This is a genomic window from Stenotrophomonas sp. STEN063 (assembly GCF_056854515.1).
Map to the genome: position 1 here is coordinate 19,388 of NZ_JBXFWF010000041.1, position 22,122 is coordinate 41,509.

The window sequence follows — 22,122 nt, forward strand, 5'->3', positions numbered from 1 at the left end:
GGTAGATACGCCGGTGGGGGATTTCCGCCGCCGACGTTGACCGGGGGCGGATGGCATGCCTACACTTTGTCCGGACAAAGTGTGCCACAGTCTTTTACCCGGGAGGAAGCCATGCAAACCGTGATCGTCCTGTTCAACCTCAAAGCCGGCGTCAGCCGTGAGGAATACGAGGCCTGGGCGCGTGCCAGCGACCTGCCGGTGGTCAATGCGCTGCCGTCGGTGGAGACGTTCGAGGTACTCAAGGCCAGCGGTCTGTTGATTGGTGAAGGCAGTTCCCCGTACGACTACATCGAGCTGATGCGCATCCCGGACATGGCCGCGTTCGGCGCAGACCTCGCCGACCCGACCGTGCAGGCCGGTGCAGCGCAGTTCCAGCAATACGCTGACAATCCGTTGTTCATCCTCACCAGCGCGCTGTAAGCGCACAAGGAACATTGGTCATGGCTCGTTTCCCCGAATTGCAGGGCAAGGTCGCACTCATCACCGGCGCTGGTCGCCGCGCCGGCCTGGGCGAGGGCATTGCCCGCCGCCTGCTGCAGGAAGGCTGCAAGGTGGTGCTGACCGACATCGGCCAGGTGCGTGGCGCCGAGATGCCGGTCACTGCGGTGGGCACCGACGAGGAGCTGGCGCAGGTTGCCGCCGAATTGGCTGCCAGCAGCGGTGGCGAGTGCGTGGCGATGGCATTGGATGTGCTGGAAGAGGCGCAGGTGGAGGCAGTGGTCAAGGCCACGGTCGAGCGCTTCGGCCGCCTTGACATCCTGGTCAACAACGCCGGCATCGGCTATTTGATGAAGTCGCTGGTCGACATCGATGCCAGGGAATGGGACGCGGTGCTGGGCGTGAACCTGCGCGGTGCCTTCCTGGCCATCAAGCATGCCGGCCGGCAGATGATTGCCCAGGGTGGTGGCCGCATCGTCAACATCGCTTCGCAGGCGGCCAAGTCGGCGTTCCCGCATGCAGCGGCGTATTGCTCGTCCAAGCACGGCCTGGTCGGCCTGACCCGCGTCGCGGCGCTGGAGCTGGGAGCGCATGGGATCAACGTCAACGCGGTTTGCCCGAACCATGTCACCACGGGTCTGGGTGCCTGGCAGAACGAATACTTCGCGGAAAAGCAGGGCAAGAGCGTGGAGCAGTACCTGGCGGACATGCGTGCGCGCATTCCGGCTGGTCGCCCGGGTCTGCCTTCGGATACGGCCGCAGCCACGGCGTTCCTGTGCTCGGACGACGCGGTTTACATCACAGGTGAGGCAATCAACGTCTCTGGTGGTGAGGAGAACCATTGAGGCAGTGCCGAGCGACCTTCAGTCCGTCGCTCCTGCTGCCGCGGGAACGATGGAACCGAAGCAACTACGAAGTAGAAGCAACGCTGTAAACCCCACCACCACGCAACCAATAACTGCACCGAGACCACCATGTCCAAACCCGCCTACCAGTGGCCCAACAATGCACGCCTGGCCTTGTCCGTGGTCGTCAATGTTGAAGAGCTGTCCGAGTACAACGTGGGCCAGGGTGACAAGATCACCGAGCCGGTGGACGAGCTGCACGTCACCCTGTCCAAGCCGGTGCGCAACTATGGCAACGAATCCAACTACCGCTACGGCGTCAACGAAGGCCATGCGCGCGTATCCGCGCTGCTGGACAGGTACAACGTCACCAGCACCTATACCGCTGCTGCAGTGTCGCTGGAGCGCGCACCGGAAATCGCCGACTACCTGCGTGGCAGCCGCCACGAAGTGTGTTCGCACGGTCACCGCTGGGTCCACCAGTTCCGCTTCAACGAGGAACAGGAGCGCCAGTTCATCCGCGACGCTGCCGACAGCATCGAGAAGACAACGGGCGCACGCCCGGTAGGTTGGCTGTCGCGTTACCTGCATACCGCTTCCACCCGCCGGCTGTTGCAGGAAGAAGGCTTCCTCTACCACATGGACGATTACTCGGCCGACGCGCCGTTCTGGGGCGATGTCGACGGCAGTGACAAGCCGATGATCGTCGTGCCGTACCAGCTCGACACCAATGACATGAAGATGTGGGTGGCGCCGTCCTACCTGCCCAAGGACTGGCTGGACTACGCCATCGACAGCTTCGACACGCTGTACACCGAAGGCGAGCACAGTCCAAAGGTGATGTCGTTGGGCCTGCACCTGCGCATCATCGGCCGCCCGGGTCGCATTGGCGCATTGGAGAAGTTCCTGCAATACGTCGCGCAGAAGCCAGGCACCTGGTACGCAACGCGTCGTCAGATCGCCGAACACTTTGCTTCACAGGTGGCTGCACCATGAGCGCTGCACTGAACAACCCGCGCCGCTGCCTGCTGTTCGTGCCGGGCTCGCGCCCGGAGCGCTACGCCAAGGCAGTGGCCACCGGTGCCGACCAGGTCTGCATCGATCTGGAAGACGCGGTTGCTCCGGCGGACAAGGAAAGCGCGCGTGCTTCGCTGTTCGCGTTTCTTGCGGAGACGCAGGATAGCCGTAGCGAAATCGGCCTGCGCATCAATCCCCTGTCTACCGAACTGGGGCAAGCGGATCTGAAGGCATTGGCGGCGTCAGGCTTGAATCCCGCTTTCGTGATGCTGCCAAAAGTCGAAACCGTGGCCGAACTGCAGCAGGCCGATGCTGCACTCGCCGGCATCGACACCGTGTTCATCGCACAGATCGAAACTCCGAAGGGTTTGCTGGATGCGCGCGCGCTGGTCAACGCCATTCCGCGTCTGCAGGCGCTGATGTTCGGTGGTTTCGACTACATCGTCGCGCTGCGTGGTCGTGCCGGCTGGGACAGCTTCTTCCACCCGCGCGTACAGTTGGCGACGATCGCCGCCGAAGCCGGCGTCGGCTGTCTCGACGTGCCATTCCTCGACATCAAGGACGAAGCCGGGCTGGTCAATGAAACCGACCACGTGATCGACCTTGGCTTTACCGCCAAGGCAGCGATCCATCCGGCCCAGGTCGATCCCATCCAAAGCCGCTACCTGCCAACCGCCGCCGAATATGACCGTGCCCAGCGTGTGGTCGCCGCCCTGGCCGCAAGCGGCGGCGAAGCCATCCAGCTCGACGGCAAGCTGGTGGATCGTCCCATCGAAATTGCCGCCGAACGCGCAATCGCACTCGGCGCACTCGGCGTACGCGCCGGCTGACCGCAACGCTCCATTGAACGCCTGATCGCCCCCTCTTTGACCAAGCTGCGCCCAGCGCCAGCCCAACCCGCACCAAAAGGACATCGTCATGGTTCAGAACGTCAAGCAGATCTCCGAAAACCGCTTTCGCGAAACCTTCGGCCGCTACTACGAAGAGTTCAATGTCGGCGACATCTACGAGCACCGCCCGGGCCGCTCCATCACCGAGACCGACAACACCTGGTTCACCCTGCTGACGATGAACACCCATCCGATGCACTTCGACAAGGAATACGCCAAGGCGTCGGAGTTCGGCAAGGTCATCGTCTGCTCGCCGTTCACCGTCGCGCTGATGGTCGGCATGAGCGTTACCGACGTCAGCCAGAAGGCCGTGGCCAACCTGGGCTGGAGCGAAATCAAGATGACCCATCCACTGTTCGTCGGTGACACCCTGGTGGCCGAATCGGAAGTGCTGGAAAAGCGCGAATCCAAGTCGCGTCCGGGCGCTGGCATCGTCACCTGCCGTACCGATGGTTTCAACCAGGACGGCAAGTTGGTCTGCACCTTCAACCGCACCATGCTGATCGCAAAGCGCGGCCATTCGGTGGAAGACAAGGTCAACTACTGAGGCGCAATGATGAGCACCGAACCGGAACAGCTGTGGGGCCCTGAGGAAGAACAGGCGTTGCTGGATTCGATCGACCACTGGGTCGAGAAATCCGTTGCGCCTATCGCGCAGGAATACGATCAGGAGGACAAGTACCCGCATCACCTGGTCGAGGAGATGAAAGACATCGGCCTGTTCGGTGCCACCATCTCGCCCGAATATGGCGGCCTGGGTTTGCCGGCGCGCATCTACGCCAAGATCGTGATCAAGGTGTCCTCGGTATGGATGGCGCCGACCGGCATCTTCAACTCGCACCTGATCATGGCCGCAGCCATCGAGCGCTGCGGCACCGAGGCGCAGAAGCGTAAGTACCTGCCGCGCATGGCCACCGGCGAGCTGCGCGGCGCGTTGGGTTTGACCGAGCCGAATGCCGGCACCGATCTGCAGGCAATCCGCACGGTCGCCAAGCGCGAGGGCGATCACTATGTCATCAACGGTGCCAAGACCTGGATCACCAATTCCATGTACGGCGACATGGTGCTGCTGCTGGTCAAGACCGACCCGGAGGCGCAGCCGCGCCACAAGGGCATGACCATGTTCATTGCCGAGAAGGGTGAGGGCTTCATCGTCGCCAAGAAGCTGAAGAAGTCGGGTTACCGCGCCATCGACACCTGCGAGCTGGTATTCCAGGACTACAAGGTCTCGGCTGACTGCATGCTCGGTGGCGTTGAAGGCCAGGGCTTCCAACACGCGGTGGGTGGCCTGGAGTTGGGTCGCATCAATGTGGCGGCGCGCGGCTGCGGCATTGCCGAGGGCGCACTGCGCCTATCGGTACGCTATGCGCAGGAGCGCATGACTTTCGGCAAGCCGATCGCCGAGCACCAGGCCATCCAGCTCAAGCTGGGCGAGATGGCCGCCAAGGTTGAAGCCTCCAAGCTGCTGATCGAGAGTGCGGCCAACGCTTATGACAAGGGCGAGCGCTGCGACATGGAAGCGGGCATGGCCAAGTACTTCGCTACCGAGACGGGCGCGTACTGCGCGCAGGAAGGCATGCGGATTTTTGGTGGCTACAGCTACTCGGTGGAATACGACATCGAGCGCTTCCACCGCGACGCCATGCTGATGTGCATCGGTGAAGGCACCAACGAAATGCAGCGCATCATCATCGCCAAGCAGCTGGTGGCCAGGAACAAAATCTGACGCTCAAAGCCCCTCTCCCACCGGGAGAGGGGTTGGGGTGAGGGTAAGGGCGAAGCCTGCTGGTACTGGTGGCGCCAACCCTCATCCGCCCCTTCGGGGCACCTTCTCCCGAAGGGAGAAGGGAGAAGGCATCCCTTCACCGCGGTCCTCAACCGCCGCGGTGCTTTTTACAAACCAGAGGCCACACATGAAAGACCTTCCCCTGCAGGGACTGCGCATCCTTGCCGTCGAACAGTACGGTGCTGGCCCCTATGGCTCGATGCATCTGGCCGATCTCGGCGCCGAGGTCATCAAGATCGAATCCCCTCCGGGCGGCGACGTGTCGCGCGGCACCGGCCCGTACTTCCTGGGCGAAGGCGACAGCCTGTTCTTCCAGACCTTCAATCTCAACAAGCGCTCGCTGCGACTGGACCTGAAGGCCGCCGAGGGCCGCGAGGTATTCGAGAAGCTGGTCGCCAGCGCCGACGCAGTGCTCAACAACCTGCGTGGTGACCAACCCGGCAAGCTCGGCCTGGATTACGCCACGCTCAGCAAGCTCAACCCGAAGATCGTCTGCGCCCACCTGTCCGCCTATGGGCGCGACAATGAGCGCGCCGCATGGCCGGGCTACGACTACCTGATGCAGGCCGAAGCCGGCTTCATGGCACTGACCGGTGAACCGGACGCGCCGCCGGCACGCTTCGGCCTGTCCATGGTTGATTTCATGACCGGTACCACGATGTCGATGGGCCTGCTCGCCGCCATCATCGGCGCGATGCGCACCGGCCTTGGTCGCGATGTCGATGTCAGCCTGTTCGATGTGGCCCTGCACCAGCTCAGCTATCCGGCGACCTGGTACCTCAACGAAGGCCATCGCACCGAGCGCCTGTCGCGCAGCGCACACCCGTCCACCGTACCCTGCCAGGTCTATCGCACCGCCGACGGCTGGGTGATGGTGATGTGCATGCTGGAGAAGTTCTGGCAAACCTTCATTGAAGGCATCGGCAGCCCCGCCTGGGCCGCAGAAGCGCGCTTCGCCAGCTTCGCCGAGCGTCGCCAGGTGCGCGAGGAGCTGACCGTGCTGGTCGACGCAATCCTCAGCACCCAGCCCACCGCTCATTGGACGCAGAAGTTCGCTGGCCGTATTCCAATCGCGCCGGTGCTGGACATCGCCCAGGCCTTGGACAATCCCTATGTGCGCGATGTCGATATGCTGCAGGACGTCGAGCATGCACAGGGCACGCAGCGCCTGCTGCGCAACCCGATCAAGCTCGATGGGCAGCGGCTGAGTGGCAATGCCTGCCCGTCGCTCAACGCCGATGCCGATGCATTGCTGCGCGAGCTGGGCTACAACGATGCAGACCGCGCGCGCCTGCTCGGGGCATGAGGCAACGGAGTCGAAAATGAAACTCGAAGGTGTACGCGTACTCGATCTGTCGCTGTTCCTACCCGGCCCACACCTGACCATGGTGATGGCCGATCACGGTGCCGATGTGATCAAAATCGAGCCGCCCAGTGGTGAGCCGGTACGCGAGATCGGCTTGAAGCAGGCCGGTGTTTCCACCTGGTTCCGCAATACCCATCGCGGCAAGCGCTGCATCGTGCTGGATCTGAAAAGCGCGGATGGCAAAGCCGCATTCACCAGGTTGGTCGAGTGGGCCGATGTAGTGGTGGAAGCGTTCCGGCCCGGTGTGGCCCAGCGGCTTGGCATCGACTACGCCAGCTGCAAGGCGATCAACCCGAAGCTGGTCTACTGCTCGATCAGCGCCTTTGGCCAGACCGGGCCCAAGGTCAACCGGCCCGCACATGATCTCGCCATGCAGGCCGATACCGGGGTGGTCAGCCTGAACCGTGCGCCGGATGGCACGCCGGCGATGCCGCATATGCCGGTGGCCGACATGGCAGGCTCACTGATGGCACTCAACGGCATCCTGATGGCCTTGTTCCGCCGCGAACGCACGGGTGAGGGCGACTACATCGATCTGTCGATGCAGGACGCCTTGATGGCGTGGTTGCCGAACGTGCTGGGCCCGCCGTTTGCACTTGGCCGCGACCCGGTGGTCAAGGAAGAACGCAGCTGGGGCGGCAATGCGCTGTACAAGCTGTACCGCTGTGCCGACGATCGTTGGATCGCACTCGGCGGTGCCGAGCACAAGTTCGCCGAGAACCTGTTGAACGCGCTAGGCCGCGCTGATCTGATCCATCTGTGCCACCTGCCACCGGGGACGGGACAGGACCCGGTCAAGGAATTCCTGGCCGAAACCTTCGCCCGGCGAACCTTGGTGGAATGGGCGCTGTTCCTGCACGACATCGACGTGTGCTGGGCACCGGTCAAGACGCTGACCGAAGCCTTCAATGATCCGCATACGCGTGCGCGCGAAATGGTCTGGACAGATGCAAAGGGCGGAACCCACCTGGGCATACCGATCAAGTTCGCCAACGAGCCTGGGCGTATCAATCCGCAGCTGGATGACATCGGTCAGTCCACCGCAGCCGTACTGGCAGAACTAGGCCTCTAGCAAGCTGCGAGCTTTCCTCCCTCCCTTGCGCGAAGCGCAGGGGAGGGTCGGGGAGGGGTGCTCTTGCCTCAAGCACCACCCCAAAAAACTCAGGCATCGCTACCAATATCGCTGGTTTCATCAGTCACGCTGGCCGCATGACGGCGGCGCTGCGCGATCTGCCGCGACTTGGCCTCGATGGCCTCGTTGTCGCGCTTGTTCTTGCGGTACAGCGCATAGCCGATCAGGCCCAGGCCAACCGCCGCAACGGCGACGGTAGCGGTGGGGTTGCGCTTGGCGACGCGGGTGACGGCACGGCCGCCGGTCTTCATCGCACCAATGGCGGCACCGGTCTTGAGCCATTCGGCTGCGCTGGAACCACCGTGCTTGATGTTGCCACCGGCACTGTTGACCAGTTCCAGTGCACGCTCCAGTGCCGGGCCGGTGATATCGCTGAACTTGCTCATGTGGGGACTCCATGTAGATGAGGGCCAGACCCTCATTCTTACCAGAGGGCCGTGTACGGGATGTTAGCCGGGAAGGGTTGTGCGTTGTTGTGGAAGGCTGAAGCGGGAGTAACGAGCACTGCGAAGGTCAAAGGCTACCCCTCCCCAACCCTCCCCTGTGTTTCGCACAAGGGAGGGGGCAGAGCGGCTGCGCTGCTCTGACAGATTGCCAAGAACCGCCCCCTCCCTTTGCCGCAGGCAAGGGGAGGGTTGGGGAGGGGTGCTGTTGCTGTTGCTTTTGCTCTCGCTTCCGCCTTTGCCCCAAAACCCAAGCAACCCCAATCAAGTCCCCCGAGGCTTCGCCCTATGCGTCGCCGTAGCACTCCAGGGATCATCTGGCCACGGATGCCGTGGATAACGCCCCTTCATTTCTTTCTTAACTTCGGCATAAGTGTTCTGCCAGAAATTGCGCAGGTCACCAGTCACCTGCAATGGCTTTCCACCCGGCGACAGCAGGTGCAACAGCAAGGGCACGCGCCCATCGGCAATACGCGGCGTATCGGCCAGGCCAAACAGCTCCTGCAACTTCACCGCCAGCACCGGTGGGCGCGGGCTGACGCCGTCGTCATCCAGCGCGTACTCGATGCGTCGCTCCATCCCCGAAGGGACGCTGATACGCGTCGGCGCATGACGATCCACCAGTTGCCGCTTGCTCCAGTCGATGCCGGACTTCAGCGCTTCGCCGAGCTCTTCCTCGGAAAGGGCTTCCAGGCGCGTCTTGCCGTTGAAGGCTGGCAACAGCCAATCGTCCAACGTCTCCAACAGCGCCGCATCGGATAAGTCGGGCAGTTCGAGCTCCGGCATCCAGCGTCGCAGGCCCAGCACCCGCCAGCGCAGCTGCTGCAGGTTCTCGGTCCACGGCAATGCCTCCAGGCCCAATTCGCGTACCGCATCGGTAAGTGCGCGTGCGGCACGTGCCGGGTCCACCTGGCCGGCCGGGCGGCTGTCCAGCACGATGCGTTCGAAGCTGCTTTCGCGACGTGCTTCCAATGCACGCTTGGTGCTGTTCCAGCGCACCACGTCCTGCGTCTTGAAACGATCAGGAAAGTCGCGGCGCAGGCGTTGTTCGTCCACCGGTGCCGCACGCAGGATCAGCGCATCACGTGGGTCATGGCGTAATTCGCTGATCACCAGCCACGGTTCGCCACGCAGATCGCTGTTGTCGAACTGGCGTGCGCTGCGGCCATTGGCCAGCTGGTAGCGCTGCTGGTCGTTCGGGTGCTGGGTGGCGATGCGGTCGGGGAAGGCATGGGCGAGCAGGTCGCCGAGTTCATGCGCTTCGATATCCGTTGGCGGCGCGTTATCGCAGCGCAGGCGACGGCGCCATTGCTTGGCGGCCGCATCAATCGCAGCCAAGCCACCGCGGTTGGCGTCGTAAGGCGCGCGGCCATTGCGGAATGCGGCAAGGGCGCGCCAACGCGCGGCCAGTGCGTCGCCGCCCTGACGCAGTGGATCGCGTGCTTCCAGCAGTGCGGCAACATCGGCGGCCAACGCCTGCTCGCGCGGATTGCCTGCAGACAGCAGCATCGCCGCCATGCGCGGATGCGTGCCCATCGCCAGCATGCGCTTGCCCAGCGCGGTGATGGTGCTATCGGCGCTCAAGGCGCCCAAGCGCTGCAGCAGTTCGCGCGCGGCCGACAAGGCGCCGCTCGGAGGTGGATCGACGAAGCGCAGCGCGTCACTGCCCCAGGCCGCCAGTTCCAGCGCCAGACCGGCCAGCTCCACCTGCGCCATCTCCGGACGTCGCTGTGGCTCCAGCCGCTGTGATTGCGGCCACAGCCGCCACGCCCAACCGGAAGCAACGCGGCCGGCACGACCGGCGCGCTGGTCGGCCGAAGCCTGCGAGATGGCCACCGCATCCAGTCGCGAGAAGCCACTATTGGGGTCGTAGCGCGGCTCGCGTGCCAAGCCGGCATCGATCACCACGCGTACGCCGGGCAGGGTGACCGAGGATTCTGCGACATTGGTGGCCAGCACCACCCGGCGGCGGCCGTCGGGATCGGGCTGCAGCACGCGGGTTTGTTGTTCGATTGGCAGTTCGCCGTGGAGGGGGAGGACGTCATAGCCTTCTCCCGCCGGGAGAAGAGCCTGTCCCCGCGAAGGCGGGGATGGCCGAGCGTCGGATGAGGGTGCGGGTGAAGCCTCATGCAATTGGGCAGTGCGGGTGGCTGCGCCACTTACCCTCTCCCCAACCCCTCCCCCGGAGGGGGAGGGGCTCAAAGCAGCCTGCACCCTGGTTATCTCCCGCTGCCCCGGCAGGAACACCAGCACGTCGCCAGGATGCTCGGCCAGCGCCTGTTCCACCGCGCGCCGGGCCTGGGCTTCCAACGTCTCGTCGCGCCGTGCCGGGAAATGACTTATCTCCACCGGATAGCTGCGACCTTCGCTGGACAGGCGCGGCGCATCCAGGAACTGCGCCAGCCGCTCACCATCCAGCGTGGCCGACATCACCACGATGCGCAGGTCGTCGCGCAGCTGCGATTGCACGTCCAGCGCCAAGGCCAGGCCAAGATCGGCCGACAGATGGCGCTCGTGGAATTCGTCGAACAGCAGCGCGCCCACGCCTTCCAGCAGCGGGTCGTCCTGCAGCATGCGGGTCAGGATGCCTTCGGTGACCACCTCGATGCGGGTACGCGCGGATACCTTGTTCTCGAAGCGGATGCGGTAGCCGACGGTTTCGCCAACCGCCTCACCCAGCTGTTTGGCCATGAAAGTGGCGGCACTGCGCGCGGCGACCCGGCGAGGTTCCAGCATGATGATCCTGCCGCCGTGCAGCCACGGCGCATCCAGCAGCGCCAACGGCACCTGGGTGGTCTTGCCGGCGCCGGGCGGTGCTTCCAGCACCAGCCGCGTGTGCGCGGCCAGCTGCTGGAGGATGTCGGGGAGCAGTGGAGTGATGGGGAATGCTATTGCCATTGCAGCATTGTAGAAGCCGCGCGCCAGATGCGCCGCCGCAAGCCCGTAGCCCGGGGAAGCGCAGCGCACCCGGGGCTCTGCGCACGGCATCTGACGAGTGCGCGAAACGCCCCCGGGTGCGCTGCGCTTACCCGGGCTACAGGGGGCCGTTCATGCTGTACAGGGCTCGCCTGCGGCCAACCCTCTACAATTCACCTTTCCGCCTCACCACACCCAGCTCAATGCAACTGATCGACATCGGCGCCAACCTCACCCACGAATCCTTTGATCGCGACATCGACGCGGTGCTGGAGCGCGCGCGCGCGGCTGGCGTGGTGCAGATGGTGATCACCGGTGCCAGCCGCGAGCATTCGCCGATGGCCTTGGCGCTGGCGCAGCGACACCCCGGCTTCCTCTACGCCACGGCTGGCGTGCATCCGCACCACGCCAGTGAGTACACCGACGAATGCGATGCGGAAATGCGTGCGTTGCACACGCATCCGGAAGTGGTGGCAGTGGGTGAGTGTGGCCTGGATTTCAACCGCGATTTCTCGCCGCGACCGTCCCAGCGCAAGGCCTTCGAGCGGCAGCTGCAGATCGCCAGTGAGAACGGCAAGCCGCTGTTCCTGCACCAGCGTGACGCGCACGACGACTTCATCGCGATGATGAAGAACTTCGACGGCAAGCTCGGCCCGGCGGTGGTGCATTGTTTCACCGCCGAGCGCCGCGAACTGTTCGATTACCTGGACCGTGATTGGTATATCGGCATCACCGGTTGGCTGTGCGATGAGCGCCGTGGCGCGCACCTGCGTGAGCTGGTCAAGCACATCCCGGCCGAGCGATTGATGATCGAGACCGATGCGCCGTACCTGCTGCCGCGCACGATGCGGCCGCTGCCCAAGGACCGCCGCAACGAGCCGGCGTTCCTGTCGCATATCGTCGAAGAACTGGCACGCGATCGTGGCGAAGATGTGGCGGTCACCGCTGCCAACGCTACCGCCGCGACCCGTGCCTTCTTCCGCCTGCCGCCGGGCTGACGGCAGGCTTTAGGCTGAAACCTCAAGCGGCGCGCTGCGCCTCGTAGGCCTGCAGGTGGCAGTAGGCTGCCTGCAGCAGCGGTGCTGATTGCCCGGCGGCAAGTGCACGGCCCAGCATGTCGCCGACGATGTGTGTGGCTTCCACGCGCTGCCCGGCTTCCAGATCACGCAGCATCGATGCCTTGATTGGCGAGCCGGGTCTGGTGATCGCGCCCAGTGCGATTTCCTGTGCCTTGGCGGGGATCGGCTGCCCGGCCTGCGCGGCGACCGCCAGGCATTCGGCGTACAGGGCCTGCATGAAGGCGGTGCCGTGATCGCTGGCAACGATGCTGCCGACATCGGCGCGCATCAGGCAGGTGCCGGCCGCCAGCGCGGTCAGGAAGGTGTACTTGATCCATTGTTCCTGGGCGATATCGGCTGAGGCGACATGGTCGATGCCGGCCTGTTCGCAGGCTTTGGCCAATGCAGCGACGCGTGCGCTGTCGGTTGCGCCATCGCGCTCGCCGAAGGTGATCTTCGCTGGCTTGTCCAGGTGCAGCACGGCACCGTCCTCGGCCTTGGTTGCGCTGATGAAGCACAGGCCGCCAAGTACGTTTGCACTGCCGAAGCGCGCATCCAGCGCGGCGTAGTGACGCAGGCCGTTGAGGATCGGCAACACGGTGGTATTGGCGCCAACGGCAGGTGCGATGGCCTCGATCGAGCTGTCCAGGTCATAGGCCTTGCAGCTGAGGATGACCAGATCGAAGGGCTGATCCCTGGCCAGTTTCGGCAGGGCATCGGCAGCGACGTGGGCGACCGGGAATGCGGCGTCACCAAGCGGACTGCGGATCACCAGGCCATCGCGATCCAGTTGCGCAGCGCGGTTGGCGCGTACCAGGAAGGTGACATCAACGCCGGCCTGCGCCAGCCGACCACCAATGTAACCGCCGGTACCACCGGCACCGAGAATCAGGATGCGCATCAGCTTGGATATCCATCGACAAAGGGGAGTGAAGACATCATAGGTGTTCGGGGGGGGTAGGAGCGGCGTCAGCCGCGAAGCTGACGCCGCCTCCAGCCGCAGAAACCATGGTTTGCAATATCCAGATTGCAGAGTCATCTTGGTTTGATGCTGTACGAGCTTCGCGGCTTACGCCGCTCCTACAAAGCAAAAAAAAAGGCGCCTTTCGGCGCCTTCTTTCAGCTGCGCAGGCCTACGCCCCGGCGCAGCAGCCACAGCGCCAATGCGGTGAGCGCGGCAACAAAGCCCAGCATCAACGCATACGAGACCCACAACGGCACGTCGCTGCTGCCCAGCAGGCCGTAACGGAACGCATTGACCATGTAGAAGATCGGATTGGCATGCGTCATCGCCTGCGCCCAACCCGGCAACAAGGTCACCGAGTAGAACACGCCGCCCAGGTAGGTCAGCGGGGTCAGGATGAAGGTCGGTACGATCGCCACGTCATCGAACTTCTTCGCATAGACGGCATTGATGAAGCCGGCCAGCGAGAAGATGGTCGCGCCCAGCAGCACCGTGGTCAGCGTCACCAGCGGGTGCGGGATGCGCACGGGGGTGAAGAACATGGCGATGATCAGCACGATCACGCCCACCATCAGGCCACGCAGCACGGCGCCGGCCACATAGCCCCACAGGATCACCCAGTTCGGCATCGGGCTGACCAGCAGTTCCTCGACATGGCGGCCGAACTTGGCGCCGAAGAACGAGGAGCTGATGTTGCCGTAGCTGTTCTGGATCACGCTCATCATCACCAGGCCCGGCACGATGAACTGCATGTAGCTGTAGCCGCCCATCTGCCCGATCTTGGAGCCGATCAGGCCGCCGAAGATCAGGAAGTACAGGGTCATGGTGATCGCCGGCGGCACCAGGGTCTGGCCCCAGATGCGCAGGATGCGGTTGACCTCGCGACGAACGATGGTGCCCAGCGCCACCCAGTTGCGGCTGCTGTCGGTCACGGGAACGGGGGTACTCATGCTGCGGTGCTCTCCAGGTTGCCGGTGAGGCGCACGAACAGCTCCTCCAGGCGGTTGCTCTTGGTACGCATCGAACGCACGCGGATGCCGGCGGCATTCAGTGCGTCGAAGACTCGGTTCAGATCCATCGCACGCGGCATGTCCAGGTCCAGCGTATGCGCGTCGGTGGCGACCAGGGTGGCGCCTTCGATCTGCGGCAGCTGGGCAGGCAGCTCACCGTCGATGTCGAACAGGAAGCCTTCCACATCGAGCTTGGCCAGCAGGCCGCGCATCGGGCCCTGCTCGACGATCTGGCCGTGGTTGATGATGGCCAGGTTGCGGCACAGCTGCTCGGCCTCTTCCAGGTAATGCGTGGTGAGGATGATGGTGGTGCCGGCGGCGTTGATCTCCTGCAGCGTCTTCCACATGTCGCGGCGGATCTCGATATCCACGCCGGCGGTGGGCTCGTCGAGGATCAGCAGGCGCGGCTGGGTCATCATCGCGCGGGCGATCATCAGCCGGCGCTTCATGCCGCCGGACAGGGTGCGGCTCATCATCTGCGCCTTGTTCCACAGATGCGCGCGCTTGAGCTCCTGCTCGGCGCGGGCCTCGGCCTCGGCGCGCGGGATCCCGTAGAAGCCGGCGTAGTTGACCAGGATGTCGAAGGGCTTCTCGAACAGGTTGAAGTTGATTTCCTGCGGCACCAGTCCGATCAGGCGCATGGTCGCGCTGCGGTTGGCCACCAGGTCACTGCCGAACACCTGCACCTGGCCTTCGCTCAGGTTCACCAGTGAAGAAACGATGCCGATCAGGGTCGACTTGCCGGCGCCGTTGGGGCCGAGCAGGGCGAAGAAGTCGCCCGGGGCGACTTCCAGCGACACGCCTTTCAGCGCCTGGACGCCGTTGTCATAGGTCTTGCGCAGGTCGGTGATGCGCAGGGCGGCTGCGCCGGGAGGGGTACGGGAGTCCAATCTGTGGCCTTCGCGCCGGGTACAGGCGTCGGATAAGTGCAGGCGGCTATTATAGGAGGCCCCGTGGTCCATACCCGGTTACACACTGTTCCCCTCCTGTGCCAATCCAATTCCCCCTCAAGCTGGTCGGCAGCCGCATGCTGGCCCCCAGCGTCGGTCACTACCAGTTCGTCCGTGACGACGGCCAGCCGCTGGATTTCCTGCCCGGCCAGTTCATTCAGGTCCATTTCGACTACGCCGACGGCACCGCAACCAAGCGCAGCTACTCCTTGGCCACCATCCACGACCACGCGATGGGCCCGGGCGAGGCGGTGGATATCGCGGTCAGCTTCGTGCCTGGCGGCGCTGCCACGGCATTGTTCGAGGGCCTGAAGGCCGGCGACCATATCAGCGGCAGCGGCCCGTTCGGTCGCTTCTGCCTGCAGCCGGGCGACCACAATGGCCGTTACCTGCTGATCGCCACCGGCACCGGCGTCACCCCGTACCGCTCGATGTTGCCGCAGCTGCGCACGGCAATGCTCGAACGTGGCGTGGAAGTAGTGCTGCTGCAGGGTGCGCGGACCCCCGAAGAACTGCTGTACAGCGACGACTTCTACGCCTTCGCCGCCGCCAATCCGGGCTTCCGCTACCTGCCCTGCCTGTCGCGCGAACTGCCGGAAAACCCGCACGCCGACGTCCGCAAGGGCTATGTGCAGCAGCAGTTGGCCGAGATCGCGCCGGATCCGGCCCGCGATATCGCCTACCTGTGCGGCAATCCGGACATGGTCGATACCTGCGTGGAAGCGCTGAAGGAAGCCGGTCTGCCGATGCCGCAGATCCGCCGCGAAAAGTACGTCAGTAGCAAGTGAATTAATGACGGCTGTGTGGCAGTCGCCATTAATTACTAGAGAGGAGGCGCCGATATGAGATCGAGCGCTTTCTTGAGAGCTACGTCGCTCATCTCTTTGAGATCAGCTGCAGTTGGGATGGCGAAATAGTCCGGTTCAATCCCGACACCTTCGTAGGTGGAGCCATCAGGGAAATACATTCGTTTAGCGCCCACTGAGAACATCATTCCGTTCCCGAATCTTGAGAAATTCGGTTGCCCAGACGAGCCAAAAGTCGTGTCGCCAACAACAATCGCGCGACGGGTTTGCTTCATTGGCATGACGAAATCTTCACAGGCTGATGCGCAGGCGTCATCAACCAACAGTACCAACTCACCTCGGAAGATCGGATTGTCCGGCATGACCAGCCTTCCCGGTGACTTTAAAGTTGGGCGAGAAAAGTAATTCCTCATTCCAGCGACAAAGCCATAAAACTCGGGATCCTGTTCTCTCCCTTCCTTCTCCAGATCAGTGGCAAAGCTTCCGTACGAACGAAGCAAACCAACTGACATGGCTGAGCTCTCGTTCCAATCCCTGTAAGGTTCAAGAAGGAGCGCCGAAAGCAGTCTCGTAGGCGTGACGCCACCATTATTGCCGCGCAAATCAATGATTACCGCCTTGGCATCCCGGTGATCTGAAAAAAAAGCAACCGCGGAATTTTCTGCATCAGGGTTGGAGAACGTTGAAATACGGAGATAGTGGACATCGGGGGGGAGTGCTGTTGGGTCGCTGGAATAGCGCCAAGCGTTGCCCGAATGAGTCCTGTCAATCACAACCTGACGCCCATCATCCAGTCCGATAACGAATTTCTTCGGAAATAGATAGGGTGTGTTGAAAAGACGGCTACTAGCCGAGCGGCTGCTTGATCCAGAGATGTACTTTTTGTTTATTGAGAAAAGCTGATCAACGGGGCATCCATCAATCTCCGCCACGATTTCTCCTGGCACCAATTCAGGTCGCTTGCTATTGTAAATAATCCATTGGCCTTGTTGACGCTTGACTTGCAAGCCCGTCCCTTCGAAGGAGGACTTCCATATCCAGCTGTCTACGAACTTTGTGTGGCCATTTCCGAGCTTCGCAAAGAGCTTGAGAGTTTCGAGATTGAAGTGACGGCGGGATGTCGATTCCGAGATTGAAGAAAGATAATCTTGGTATTCCGTTTCGAAATCGAGACTGGGTGCTCCCTCCCAGTGTGCGAAGAAAACCTCGATTGCGTACTTGATTTCGGCTGCAACTTGCATCTTTTCAAAATTGCGCAGAGGGACGTCGGGTAACTTCAGGTTGCGTGCGTCGAGGCATGACGAGTCGTGAGCTGCCAAAGTGCTAAACGGGCTCAACGCGAACATGGTGGCCGCTGCGGCCTTTAAGCAGTATTTTGAAATCATTGCAGTATGGTGGCCGTAGGTAAGCGATGTGCGAGGCGATTCGCTTTATATCGAGATAGGTCCGGTCAATTACCAATGCTTCTTCCCGAAGAAAATCTCATGGCATTGATCGATCCCCGCTTATACCTCCCTTTTTGATTCAGCATTAGCGAGCCAGTCTTCGTACATAGGAGTACTCTCAAATTGACGTAGGCGCGGCTGGTGCTGTCTTTAGGCAGTAGGTGCGGGGGAATCTATTTCCAAAGTTGGTTTCCGGCCCTCAAGAATCATCAGCATGTGGAAATGGCTGGCTGGTTGCTTATCCAAGGGCACTGAACGAGTCGCCGAGTGATCCACCCAACAGGTGATTGCAAGACTTGTTGGGCTGAGCGCCGACTTCAGCTCATCTGTAAAGCTTGCTTGACAGTCGGGTCTGGCTGGCCGCAGGATGTGTCAAGCGTGCTTTACAGGAGTTGGCCATGCGTCATTGCAGGTTTCTTGTTTGTTTCGCGGCGACGGACTCCGTTGCCCGCCGGTGTGCTGTTGTACCGTCCGGCTCGCAGCCACTGCGGCAAGGGGCCGGCCGATGAGCCGCAATCTGTGGACGGTCGGCATGCTGATCGCCGCCGCTGCATTCACCTTGGTCGCATGCGCGCTGCTGCTCTGGCAGCCGATGGGCGCACAGCCGCGGTTCTCCGGCATCCTGTTTGGTATTGCCCTGGGCCTGGCAATCGCGGCACTGCTGCGCCGGCTGATGCCCGATGGCTGCGATGCCGCCCCGGCCAAGCTGCGCAAGCGCTATACCCGCGAGGTGATGCTGGCCATGACCGGCTATGTGGTGTTGCTGGTGCTGTCGATCCTGCTGCTCAAGCGGGTCGAGGACGGCCTGCTGCGCGCCTTGATCGCCTTGCTGCCGGTGCCGCCGATGATGCTGGTGCTGCGGGCGATGATCCGCTACATCCGCGATGCCGATGAGCTGCAGCAGCGCATCGAGCTGGAGGCGGTGAGCTTCGCCACGGCATTCATTTCGCTGGTATACCTGACAGGGGGCTTTCTGCAGTCGGCCAAGGTCATCGATGTGCCGTCCAACGTGGCGATGATCTGGGTGTTTCCCTTGGTGTGCCTGTCGTACGGGCTGGCCAAGGGTGTTGTCGCGCGGCGTTACCACTGAGCCGCGACGATGGATAACCGATTGCGCGAGCTGCGCGAGGCCAGGGGCTGGTCGCAAGGCGAATTGGCCGAGCAACTGGAGGTATCCCGGCAGACCATCAATGCGTTGGAGACCGGCAAGTACGATCCCAGCCTGCCGCTGGCCTTCCGCATCGCCCGTCTGTACGAACGCCGGATCGAAGAAATTTTCTTTCCTGATGTCACATAGCTGCCGCACCCGCGTCTGGATGCAGGTAGACCCGTTTTCTTTTCAACTGTGAGGGGCTGTTCCGATGATGTCCCGTAAGACCCAAACCATCCTCGCCCTGGCCGTGATCGCCGGCATCGTCGGTTACCGCCTGGTGCGGTCAACCGATACGCCGGCACCGGACGCCGCCGGGGCTGCCGCCGCAACGGCCAGCGTCGTCAAGCCGCAGACGCTTGGCAGCTTGAACTTCCAACCCTGCAGCCTGAGTTCGGCCGGCAGCCGCGACAGCGTGGAAGCACAGTGCACCACGCTGGAAGTGCCTGAAGATCGGGCAAACCCGCAAGGGCGCAAGATCAGTTTGAACATCGCCTGGGTTGCCCCGGAGAAGGAAAGCGATCTGCAGCCGGATCCGGTGTTCTTCCTTGCAGGCGGACCGGGCCAGGCCGCGGTCGCCACCTACCCGCAGGTGGATGCGGCGTTCTCCGAAGTGCGCAAGCACCGCAACGTGATCCTGGTTGACCAGCGCGGCACCGGCAAATCCAACCTGCTGGCCTGTGACACGCCGGATGATGCCGATTTCACCGCAGCGTCGATGCAGGCAGCGGCGCAGAACTGCGCCACCCAGCTGTCGCAGAAGGCGGATCTGCGCTTCTACACCACCACCGAGGCGGTGGCGGATCTGGATGCGGTGCGCCAGGCCATCGGTGCGAGCCAGATCAACCTGGTCGGTGTCAGCTATGGCACCCGTGTGGCCCAGCAGTACGCCATGCGCCATCCGCAGGCCACGCGCAGCATCGTGCTCGACTCGGTGGTGCCGAACAGCCTGCAGCTGGGCAATATCTTCGCGCGCAACCTGGATGATGCACTGGTGCTGCAGTTCGCCCAATGCACCAAGACCGCCTCGTGCAAGGACAAGCTGGGTGATCCACGTGCCGAGCTGGACACGTTGCTGGCCAAGCTGCGCGCGCAGCCGGTGACGGTGCAGTACCGCGACGCCAGCACCGGCGAACAGCAGCAAGGCGAGCTGCGTGCCGAAACCGTTGCTGGTCTGGTGCGCATGTACGCCTACATGCCGGCAGCCGGCGCGCTGTTGCCCAAGCTCATCCATGAAGCCAATGGCGGCCGCTACGACAACCTGATGGCGCTCACGCAGATGCTGCAGGGCGAGATGAAGGATGCCATGGCGATGGGCATGCAGCTGTCGGTGGTGTGCAGCGAAGACAAGGAAGGCATGGTCGCCAACGGTGCCGACGCGGACACCGTGCTCGGCAACCAGATGGCCGAAGCCATGGGCGCGATGTGTGCCAGCTGGCCGAAGGGCACGGCACCGGCCGACTTCCACACGCCGCTGGCCGGCAAGGTGCCGACGCTGGTGCTGGAAGGCGAGTTCGATCCAGTCACGCCGCCGCGCTATGGCGAGGAAGTGGTCAAGCATCTGGATAACGCGCGCCTGTTCGTGTTGCGCGGCCAGGGCCACAACGTCATTGGCGCGGGCTGCATGCCCAAGCTGTTCGCGCAGTTCATCGAGAAGACCGACCCGAAGGCGCTCGACGGTGCCTGCCTGGAAAAACTCAACTACGTGCCGCCGTTCACCAGCTTCAATGGCTGGGAACCGTGACATCACCGCATCACTGAGGAACCGCTTACATGATCGTTGCAGAACGACTTCGCAAGACCTTCCCCGGCAGGGGCAAGGACAAGACGCCGGTGATTGCCGTAGATGACGTGGGCTTCACCGCCCATGATGGCCAGATCACCGGTCTGCTCGGCCCCAATGGCGCCGGCAAGACCACCACGCTGCGCATGCTGTACACCTTGATGACGCCGGAAAGCGGCCGCGTGCTGGTCGATGGCGTCGACGCCGCCATCGACCCCAACGCAGTGCGCCGCAGCCTTGGTGTGTTGCCGGATGCACGTGGCGTGTACAAGCGCCTCACCGCCCGCGAGAACATCGACTACTTCGGTGAACTGCATGGCATGAGTTCGGCCGCCATCGTCGAGCGCACCGCGCGCCTGGCCAAGGCGCTGCAGATGGAGGATTTCCTCGATCGTGCCACCGAAGGTTTCAGCCAGGGCCAGCGTACCAAGACCGCAATCGCCCGCGCGCTGATCCATGATCCGCGCAACGTCATCCTCGACGAGCCGACCAACGGTCTGGACGTGATGACCACCCGTGGCCTGCGTGGCTTCCTCAAGGAGCTGCGTGAGGAAGGCCGCTGCGTGATTTTCTCCAGCCACATCATGCAGGAGGTCGCCGCGCTGTGTGACCGCATCGTGATCGTCGCGCAGGGCAGGGTGGTTGCCCAGGGCACGCCGGATGAGCTGCGCGAGCAGGCCCATGAGACCAACCTGGAAGACGCGTTCGTGAAACTGATCGGCAGCGAGGAGGGCCTGCACGCATGAGCCAGACTGGATATTTCCGCGCCATCTTCACGGTGATGCGCAAGGAGCTACGCGACTTCGCCCGCGACCGCCGCACCTTCCTGTTGACCCTGCTGACCGCACCGTTGCTGTATCCGTTGCTGTTCCTGGGCATGAACAAGCTCACCAACCTGCGTGCCGAAACGCAGCTGGAAAAGGACTTGAGCATCCCGGTGGTGGGCATCGCCCGTGCCCCGAACCTGGTCGCCTTCCTGGCCAGCCGCGGCATCAATGCCACCGAAGCGCCGGCTGACTATGAAGCACTGATCCGCAGCCAGCGCGAAGACCTGGCCTTGGTGATCGACGAGAACTTCGCCGCCGATTGGCAGGCCGGCAAGCCGGCCAAGGTGGAGATCGTCGCCGACACCACGCGCCGTACCGGCGATGTGCAGATCGCACGCGTACGCAATGTGCTGACGGCCTACGGGCAATCGGTGGGCGCCTTGCGCTTGCTGGCACGTGGCGTCAATCCGATGGTGGCCGCACCGGTCAATGTCGGCACCCGCGATCTGGCAACGGCCGAAGCCAAGCGCGGCATCTTCCTGTCGGTGGTGCTGCCGCTGGTGCTGATGCTGTTCGCCTTCATCGGCGGTTCGCATCTGGCCATGGACACCACCGCCGGTGAACGTGAGCGGCAGTCGCTGGAGCCCTTGCTGGCGACGCCGGCAGCACGCGGTGCGTTGGTCAGCGGCAAGATGCTGGCAGCAGTGTTGCTGGGCCTGGCGTCGATGTTGCTGATCCTGGTCTCGTTCAAGATCAGCGCCAGCATTGGCGGTGGCGCGGCGCGCTCGCTGGACGTGAGCTTCGCGGCGATGGGCAAGCTGCTGGTGATCCTGCTGCCGCTGGTGCTGATCGGCACCGCCCTGCTGACCTGCCTGTCGGCCAGCTCCAAGAGCATGAAGGAAGCGCAGAGCCACATGGTCTGGCTGATGTTGCTGCCGATGCTGCCGGGCTACGCACTGATGGCCTACCCGCTGAAGGACACCCAGCTGTGGCAGTACGCGGTGCCGTTCCTGTCGCAGAACCAGATGCTGGTGAAGGTCACACGTGGCGAGATGCCATCGGCCACGCAGTGGGCGGTATATCTGGGTGCCTCGGTGTTGCTGGCAGTGCTGCTGTGGGCGGTAGCGGTATGGCGTTATCGCCAGGAGCGCCTGGCAATCTCCGGCTGATAGCGCTTTTCCAGTAGTGCCGAGCCATGCTCGGCAAGGGGCTCTACCGGCAAGGCTGCTGCCGAGCACGGCTCGGCAATACCAAAACAACAAAGGCCCGGATCACTCCGGGCCTTTGCTTTTGCTCCACCTGTAGTGCCGAGCCATGCTCGGCATTGGCTCTACCGGTAAAGCTTCTGCCGAGCAT

21 protein-coding genes are annotated in these 22,122 nt (G+C 63.1%); 15 read left to right on the forward strand and 6 right to left on the reverse strand.

Annotated elements, in window-relative coordinates; translation table 11 throughout:
- Nucleotides 1-111: 111 nt before the first annotated feature.
- From AC1VWL_RS12020 to AC1VWL_RS12055, 8 genes are all read left to right on the forward strand, one after another.
- Nucleotides 112-420 carry a hypothetical protein gene (locus AC1VWL_RS12020; RefSeq protein ID WP_482986845.1) on the forward strand — a complete coding sequence of 103 codons (309 nt, stop codon included), beginning with the start codon at nucleotides 112-114 and terminating at the stop codon, nucleotides 418-420.
- 20 nt (nucleotides 421-440) lie between these two features.
- A complete protein-coding gene (locus tag AC1VWL_RS12025; RefSeq protein WP_296246632.1) occupies nucleotides 441-1,283 on the forward strand; it encodes an SDR family NAD(P)-dependent oxidoreductase in 843 nt (280 codons plus the stop codon).
- A gap of 129 nt (nucleotides 1,284-1,412) precedes the next feature.
- Nucleotides 1,413-2,279: a polysaccharide deacetylase family protein gene (locus AC1VWL_RS12030; RefSeq protein ID WP_482986846.1), complete on the forward strand. Its 867-nt coding sequence runs from the start codon at nucleotides 1,413-1,415 to the stop codon at nucleotides 2,277-2,279.
- Nucleotides 2,276-3,130: an HpcH/HpaI aldolase/citrate lyase family protein gene (locus AC1VWL_RS12035; RefSeq protein ID WP_482986847.1), complete on the forward strand. Its 855-nt coding sequence runs from the start codon at nucleotides 2,276-2,278 to the stop codon at nucleotides 3,128-3,130. Before AC1VWL_RS12030 ends, AC1VWL_RS12035 begins: the two co-directional genes overlap by 4 nt.
- A gap of 88 nt (nucleotides 3,131-3,218) precedes the next feature.
- Complete coding sequence (locus AC1VWL_RS12040) at nucleotides 3,219-3,737, forward strand: MaoC family dehydratase (protein WP_057634054.1); 519 nt, start codon at nucleotides 3,219-3,221, stop codon at nucleotides 3,735-3,737.
- 9 nt (nucleotides 3,738-3,746) lie between these two features.
- Nucleotides 3,747-4,916 (forward strand): acyl-CoA dehydrogenase family protein, encoded by a 1,170-nt coding sequence (locus AC1VWL_RS12045; RefSeq protein WP_482986848.1) that lies wholly within the window; start codon nucleotides 3,747-3,749, stop codon nucleotides 4,914-4,916.
- Between the two features lie 187 nt (nucleotides 4,917-5,103).
- Nucleotides 5,104-6,282 (forward strand): CaiB/BaiF CoA transferase family protein, encoded by a 1,179-nt coding sequence (locus AC1VWL_RS12050; protein ID WP_482986849.1) that lies wholly within the window; start codon nucleotides 5,104-5,106, stop codon nucleotides 6,280-6,282.
- Between the two features lie 16 nt (nucleotides 6,283-6,298).
- Nucleotides 6,299-7,414: a CaiB/BaiF CoA transferase family protein gene (locus AC1VWL_RS12055; protein ID WP_482986850.1), complete on the forward strand. Its 1,116-nt coding sequence runs from the start codon at nucleotides 6,299-6,301 to the stop codon at nucleotides 7,412-7,414.
- An 89-nt stretch (nucleotides 7,415-7,503) separates the two neighbouring features.
- On the opposite strand, the gene AC1VWL_RS12060 is transcribed toward AC1VWL_RS12055, so the two are convergent.
- Nucleotides 7,504-7,860: a hypothetical protein gene (locus tag AC1VWL_RS12060; protein ID WP_282268299.1), complete on the reverse strand. Its 357-nt coding sequence runs from the start codon at nucleotides 7,858-7,860 to the stop codon at nucleotides 7,504-7,506.
- Nucleotides 7,861-8,181: 321 nt separating this feature from the next.
- A complete protein-coding gene (gene hrpB, locus AC1VWL_RS12065; protein ID WP_482986851.1) occupies nucleotides 8,182-10,815 on the reverse strand; it encodes an ATP-dependent helicase HrpB in 2,634 nt (877 codons plus the stop codon).
- Nucleotides 10,816-11,036: 221 nt separating this feature from the next.
- On the opposite strand from hrpB, the gene AC1VWL_RS12070 reads away from it, so the two are divergent.
- Entirely contained in the window at nucleotides 11,037-11,831 is a 795-nt protein-coding gene (locus AC1VWL_RS12070) for a TatD family hydrolase (protein ID WP_296246652.1), read from the forward strand.
- 22 nt (nucleotides 11,832-11,853) lie between these two features.
- Here AC1VWL_RS12070 and panE read toward each other — a convergent pair whose 3' ends face one another.
- The 3 genes from panE to AC1VWL_RS12085 form a co-directional block, all read right to left on the reverse strand.
- Nucleotides 11,854-12,792 (reverse strand): 2-dehydropantoate 2-reductase, encoded by a 939-nt coding sequence (gene panE, locus AC1VWL_RS12075; RefSeq protein ID WP_482986852.1) that lies wholly within the window; start codon nucleotides 12,790-12,792, stop codon nucleotides 11,854-11,856.
- A gap of 218 nt (nucleotides 12,793-13,010) precedes the next feature.
- Complete coding sequence (locus AC1VWL_RS12080) at nucleotides 13,011-13,805, reverse strand: ABC transporter permease (RefSeq protein ID WP_282272006.1); 795 nt, start codon at nucleotides 13,803-13,805, stop codon at nucleotides 13,011-13,013.
- On the reverse strand, nucleotides 13,802-14,755 hold the full coding sequence (locus tag AC1VWL_RS12085) for an ABC transporter ATP-binding protein (RefSeq protein WP_282272004.1): 954 nt from the start codon (nucleotides 14,753-14,755) through the stop codon (nucleotides 13,802-13,804). The genes AC1VWL_RS12080 and AC1VWL_RS12085 overlap by 4 nt, the downstream gene beginning before the upstream one ends.
- Nucleotides 14,756-14,853: 98 nt before the next feature.
- Here AC1VWL_RS12085 and AC1VWL_RS12090 point away from each other — a divergent pair, with 98 nt between their 5' ends.
- Nucleotides 14,854-15,603, forward strand: a complete 750-nt coding sequence (locus tag AC1VWL_RS12090) for a ferredoxin--NADP reductase (protein ID WP_282272003.1) — start codon at nucleotides 14,854-14,856, stop codon at nucleotides 15,601-15,603.
- A gap of 35 nt (nucleotides 15,604-15,638) precedes the next feature.
- Here the strand turns inward: AC1VWL_RS12090 and AC1VWL_RS12095 are convergent, their stop codons facing one another.
- Nucleotides 15,639-17,006: a S41 family peptidase gene (locus tag AC1VWL_RS12095; RefSeq protein WP_482986853.1), complete on the reverse strand. Its 1,368-nt coding sequence runs from the start codon at nucleotides 17,004-17,006 to the stop codon at nucleotides 15,639-15,641.
- Nucleotides 17,007-17,571: 565 nt separating this feature from the next.
- Here AC1VWL_RS12095 and AC1VWL_RS12100 point away from each other — a divergent pair.
- The 5 genes from AC1VWL_RS12100 (at nucleotide 17,572) to AC1VWL_RS12120 (ending at nucleotide 21,935) form a co-directional block, all read left to right on the forward strand.
- Complete coding sequence (locus AC1VWL_RS12100; RefSeq protein WP_482986854.1) at nucleotides 17,572-18,156, forward strand: hypothetical protein; 585 nt, start codon at nucleotides 17,572-17,574, stop codon at nucleotides 18,154-18,156.
- 9 nt (nucleotides 18,157-18,165) lie between these two features.
- Nucleotides 18,166-18,363, forward strand: a complete 198-nt coding sequence (locus tag AC1VWL_RS12105) for a helix-turn-helix transcriptional regulator (RefSeq protein WP_282272000.1) — start codon at nucleotides 18,166-18,168, stop codon at nucleotides 18,361-18,363.
- A 67-nt stretch (nucleotides 18,364-18,430) separates the two neighbouring features.
- On the forward strand, nucleotides 18,431-19,960 hold the full coding sequence (locus AC1VWL_RS12110; protein ID WP_482986855.1) for an alpha/beta hydrolase: 1,530 nt from the start codon (nucleotides 18,431-18,433) through the stop codon (nucleotides 19,958-19,960).
- A 29-nt stretch (nucleotides 19,961-19,989) separates the two neighbouring features.
- A complete protein-coding gene (locus tag AC1VWL_RS12115) occupies nucleotides 19,990-20,745 on the forward strand; it encodes an ABC transporter ATP-binding protein (protein ID WP_481615327.1) in 756 nt (251 codons plus the stop codon).
- Entirely contained in the window at nucleotides 20,742-21,935 is a 1,194-nt protein-coding gene (locus tag AC1VWL_RS12120) for an ABC transporter permease (protein WP_296246669.1), read from the forward strand. The genes AC1VWL_RS12115 and AC1VWL_RS12120 overlap by 4 nt, the downstream gene beginning before the upstream one ends.
- Nucleotides 21,936-22,122: the final 187 nt, after the last annotated feature.

Bases quoted from the DNA above. Each gene is read 5' to 3' on its own strand.
- AC1VWL_RS12020 (WP_482986845.1), top strand. From the start codon at position 112: ATGCAAACCGTGATCGTCCTGTTCAACCTCAAAGCCGGCGTCAGCCGT.
- AC1VWL_RS12025 (WP_296246632.1), top strand. From the start codon at position 441: ATGGCTCGTTTCCCCGAATTGCAGGGCAAGGTCGCACTCATCACCGGC.
- AC1VWL_RS12030 (WP_482986846.1), top strand. From the start codon at position 1,413: ATGTCCAAACCCGCCTACCAGTGGCCCAACAATGCACGCCTGGCCTTG.
- AC1VWL_RS12035 (WP_482986847.1), top strand. From the start codon at position 2,276: ATGAGCGCTGCACTGAACAACCCGCGCCGCTGCCTGCTGTTCGTGCCG.
- AC1VWL_RS12040 (WP_057634054.1), top strand. From the start codon at position 3,219: ATGGTTCAGAACGTCAAGCAGATCTCCGAAAACCGCTTTCGCGAAACC.
- AC1VWL_RS12045 (WP_482986848.1), top strand. From the start codon at position 3,747: ATGAGCACCGAACCGGAACAGCTGTGGGGCCCTGAGGAAGAACAGGCG.
- AC1VWL_RS12050 (WP_482986849.1), top strand. From the start codon at position 5,104: ATGAAAGACCTTCCCCTGCAGGGACTGCGCATCCTTGCCGTCGAACAG.
- AC1VWL_RS12055 (WP_482986850.1), top strand. From the start codon at position 6,299: ATGAAACTCGAAGGTGTACGCGTACTCGATCTGTCGCTGTTCCTACCC.
- AC1VWL_RS12060 (WP_282268299.1), bottom strand. From the start codon at position 7,860: ATGAGCAAGTTCAGCGATATCACCGGCCCGGCACTGGAGCGTGCACTG.
- hrpB (WP_482986851.1), bottom strand. From the start codon at position 10,815: ATGGCAATAGCATTCCCCATCACTCCACTGCTCCCCGACATCCTCCAG.
- AC1VWL_RS12070 (WP_296246652.1), top strand. From the start codon at position 11,037: ATGCAACTGATCGACATCGGCGCCAACCTCACCCACGAATCCTTTGAT.
- panE (WP_482986852.1), bottom strand. From the start codon at position 12,792: ATGCGCATCCTGATTCTCGGTGCCGGTGGTACCGGCGGTTACATTGGT.
- AC1VWL_RS12080 (WP_282272006.1), bottom strand. From the start codon at position 13,805: ATGAGTACCCCCGTTCCCGTGACCGACAGCAGCCGCAACTGGGTGGCG.
- AC1VWL_RS12095 (WP_482986853.1), bottom strand. From the start codon at position 17,006: ATGATTTCAAAATACTGCTTAAAGGCCGCAGCGGCCACCATGTTCGCG.
- AC1VWL_RS12100 (WP_482986854.1), top strand. From the start codon at position 17,572: ATGAGCCGCAATCTGTGGACGGTCGGCATGCTGATCGCCGCCGCTGCA.
- AC1VWL_RS12105 (WP_282272000.1), top strand. From the start codon at position 18,166: ATGGATAACCGATTGCGCGAGCTGCGCGAGGCCAGGGGCTGGTCGCAA.
- AC1VWL_RS12110 (WP_482986855.1), top strand. From the start codon at position 18,431: ATGTCCCGTAAGACCCAAACCATCCTCGCCCTGGCCGTGATCGCCGGC.
- AC1VWL_RS12115 (WP_481615327.1), top strand. From the start codon at position 19,990: ATGATCGTTGCAGAACGACTTCGCAAGACCTTCCCCGGCAGGGGCAAG.
- AC1VWL_RS12120 (WP_296246669.1), top strand. From the start codon at position 20,742: ATGAGCCAGACTGGATATTTCCGCGCCATCTTCACGGTGATGCGCAAG.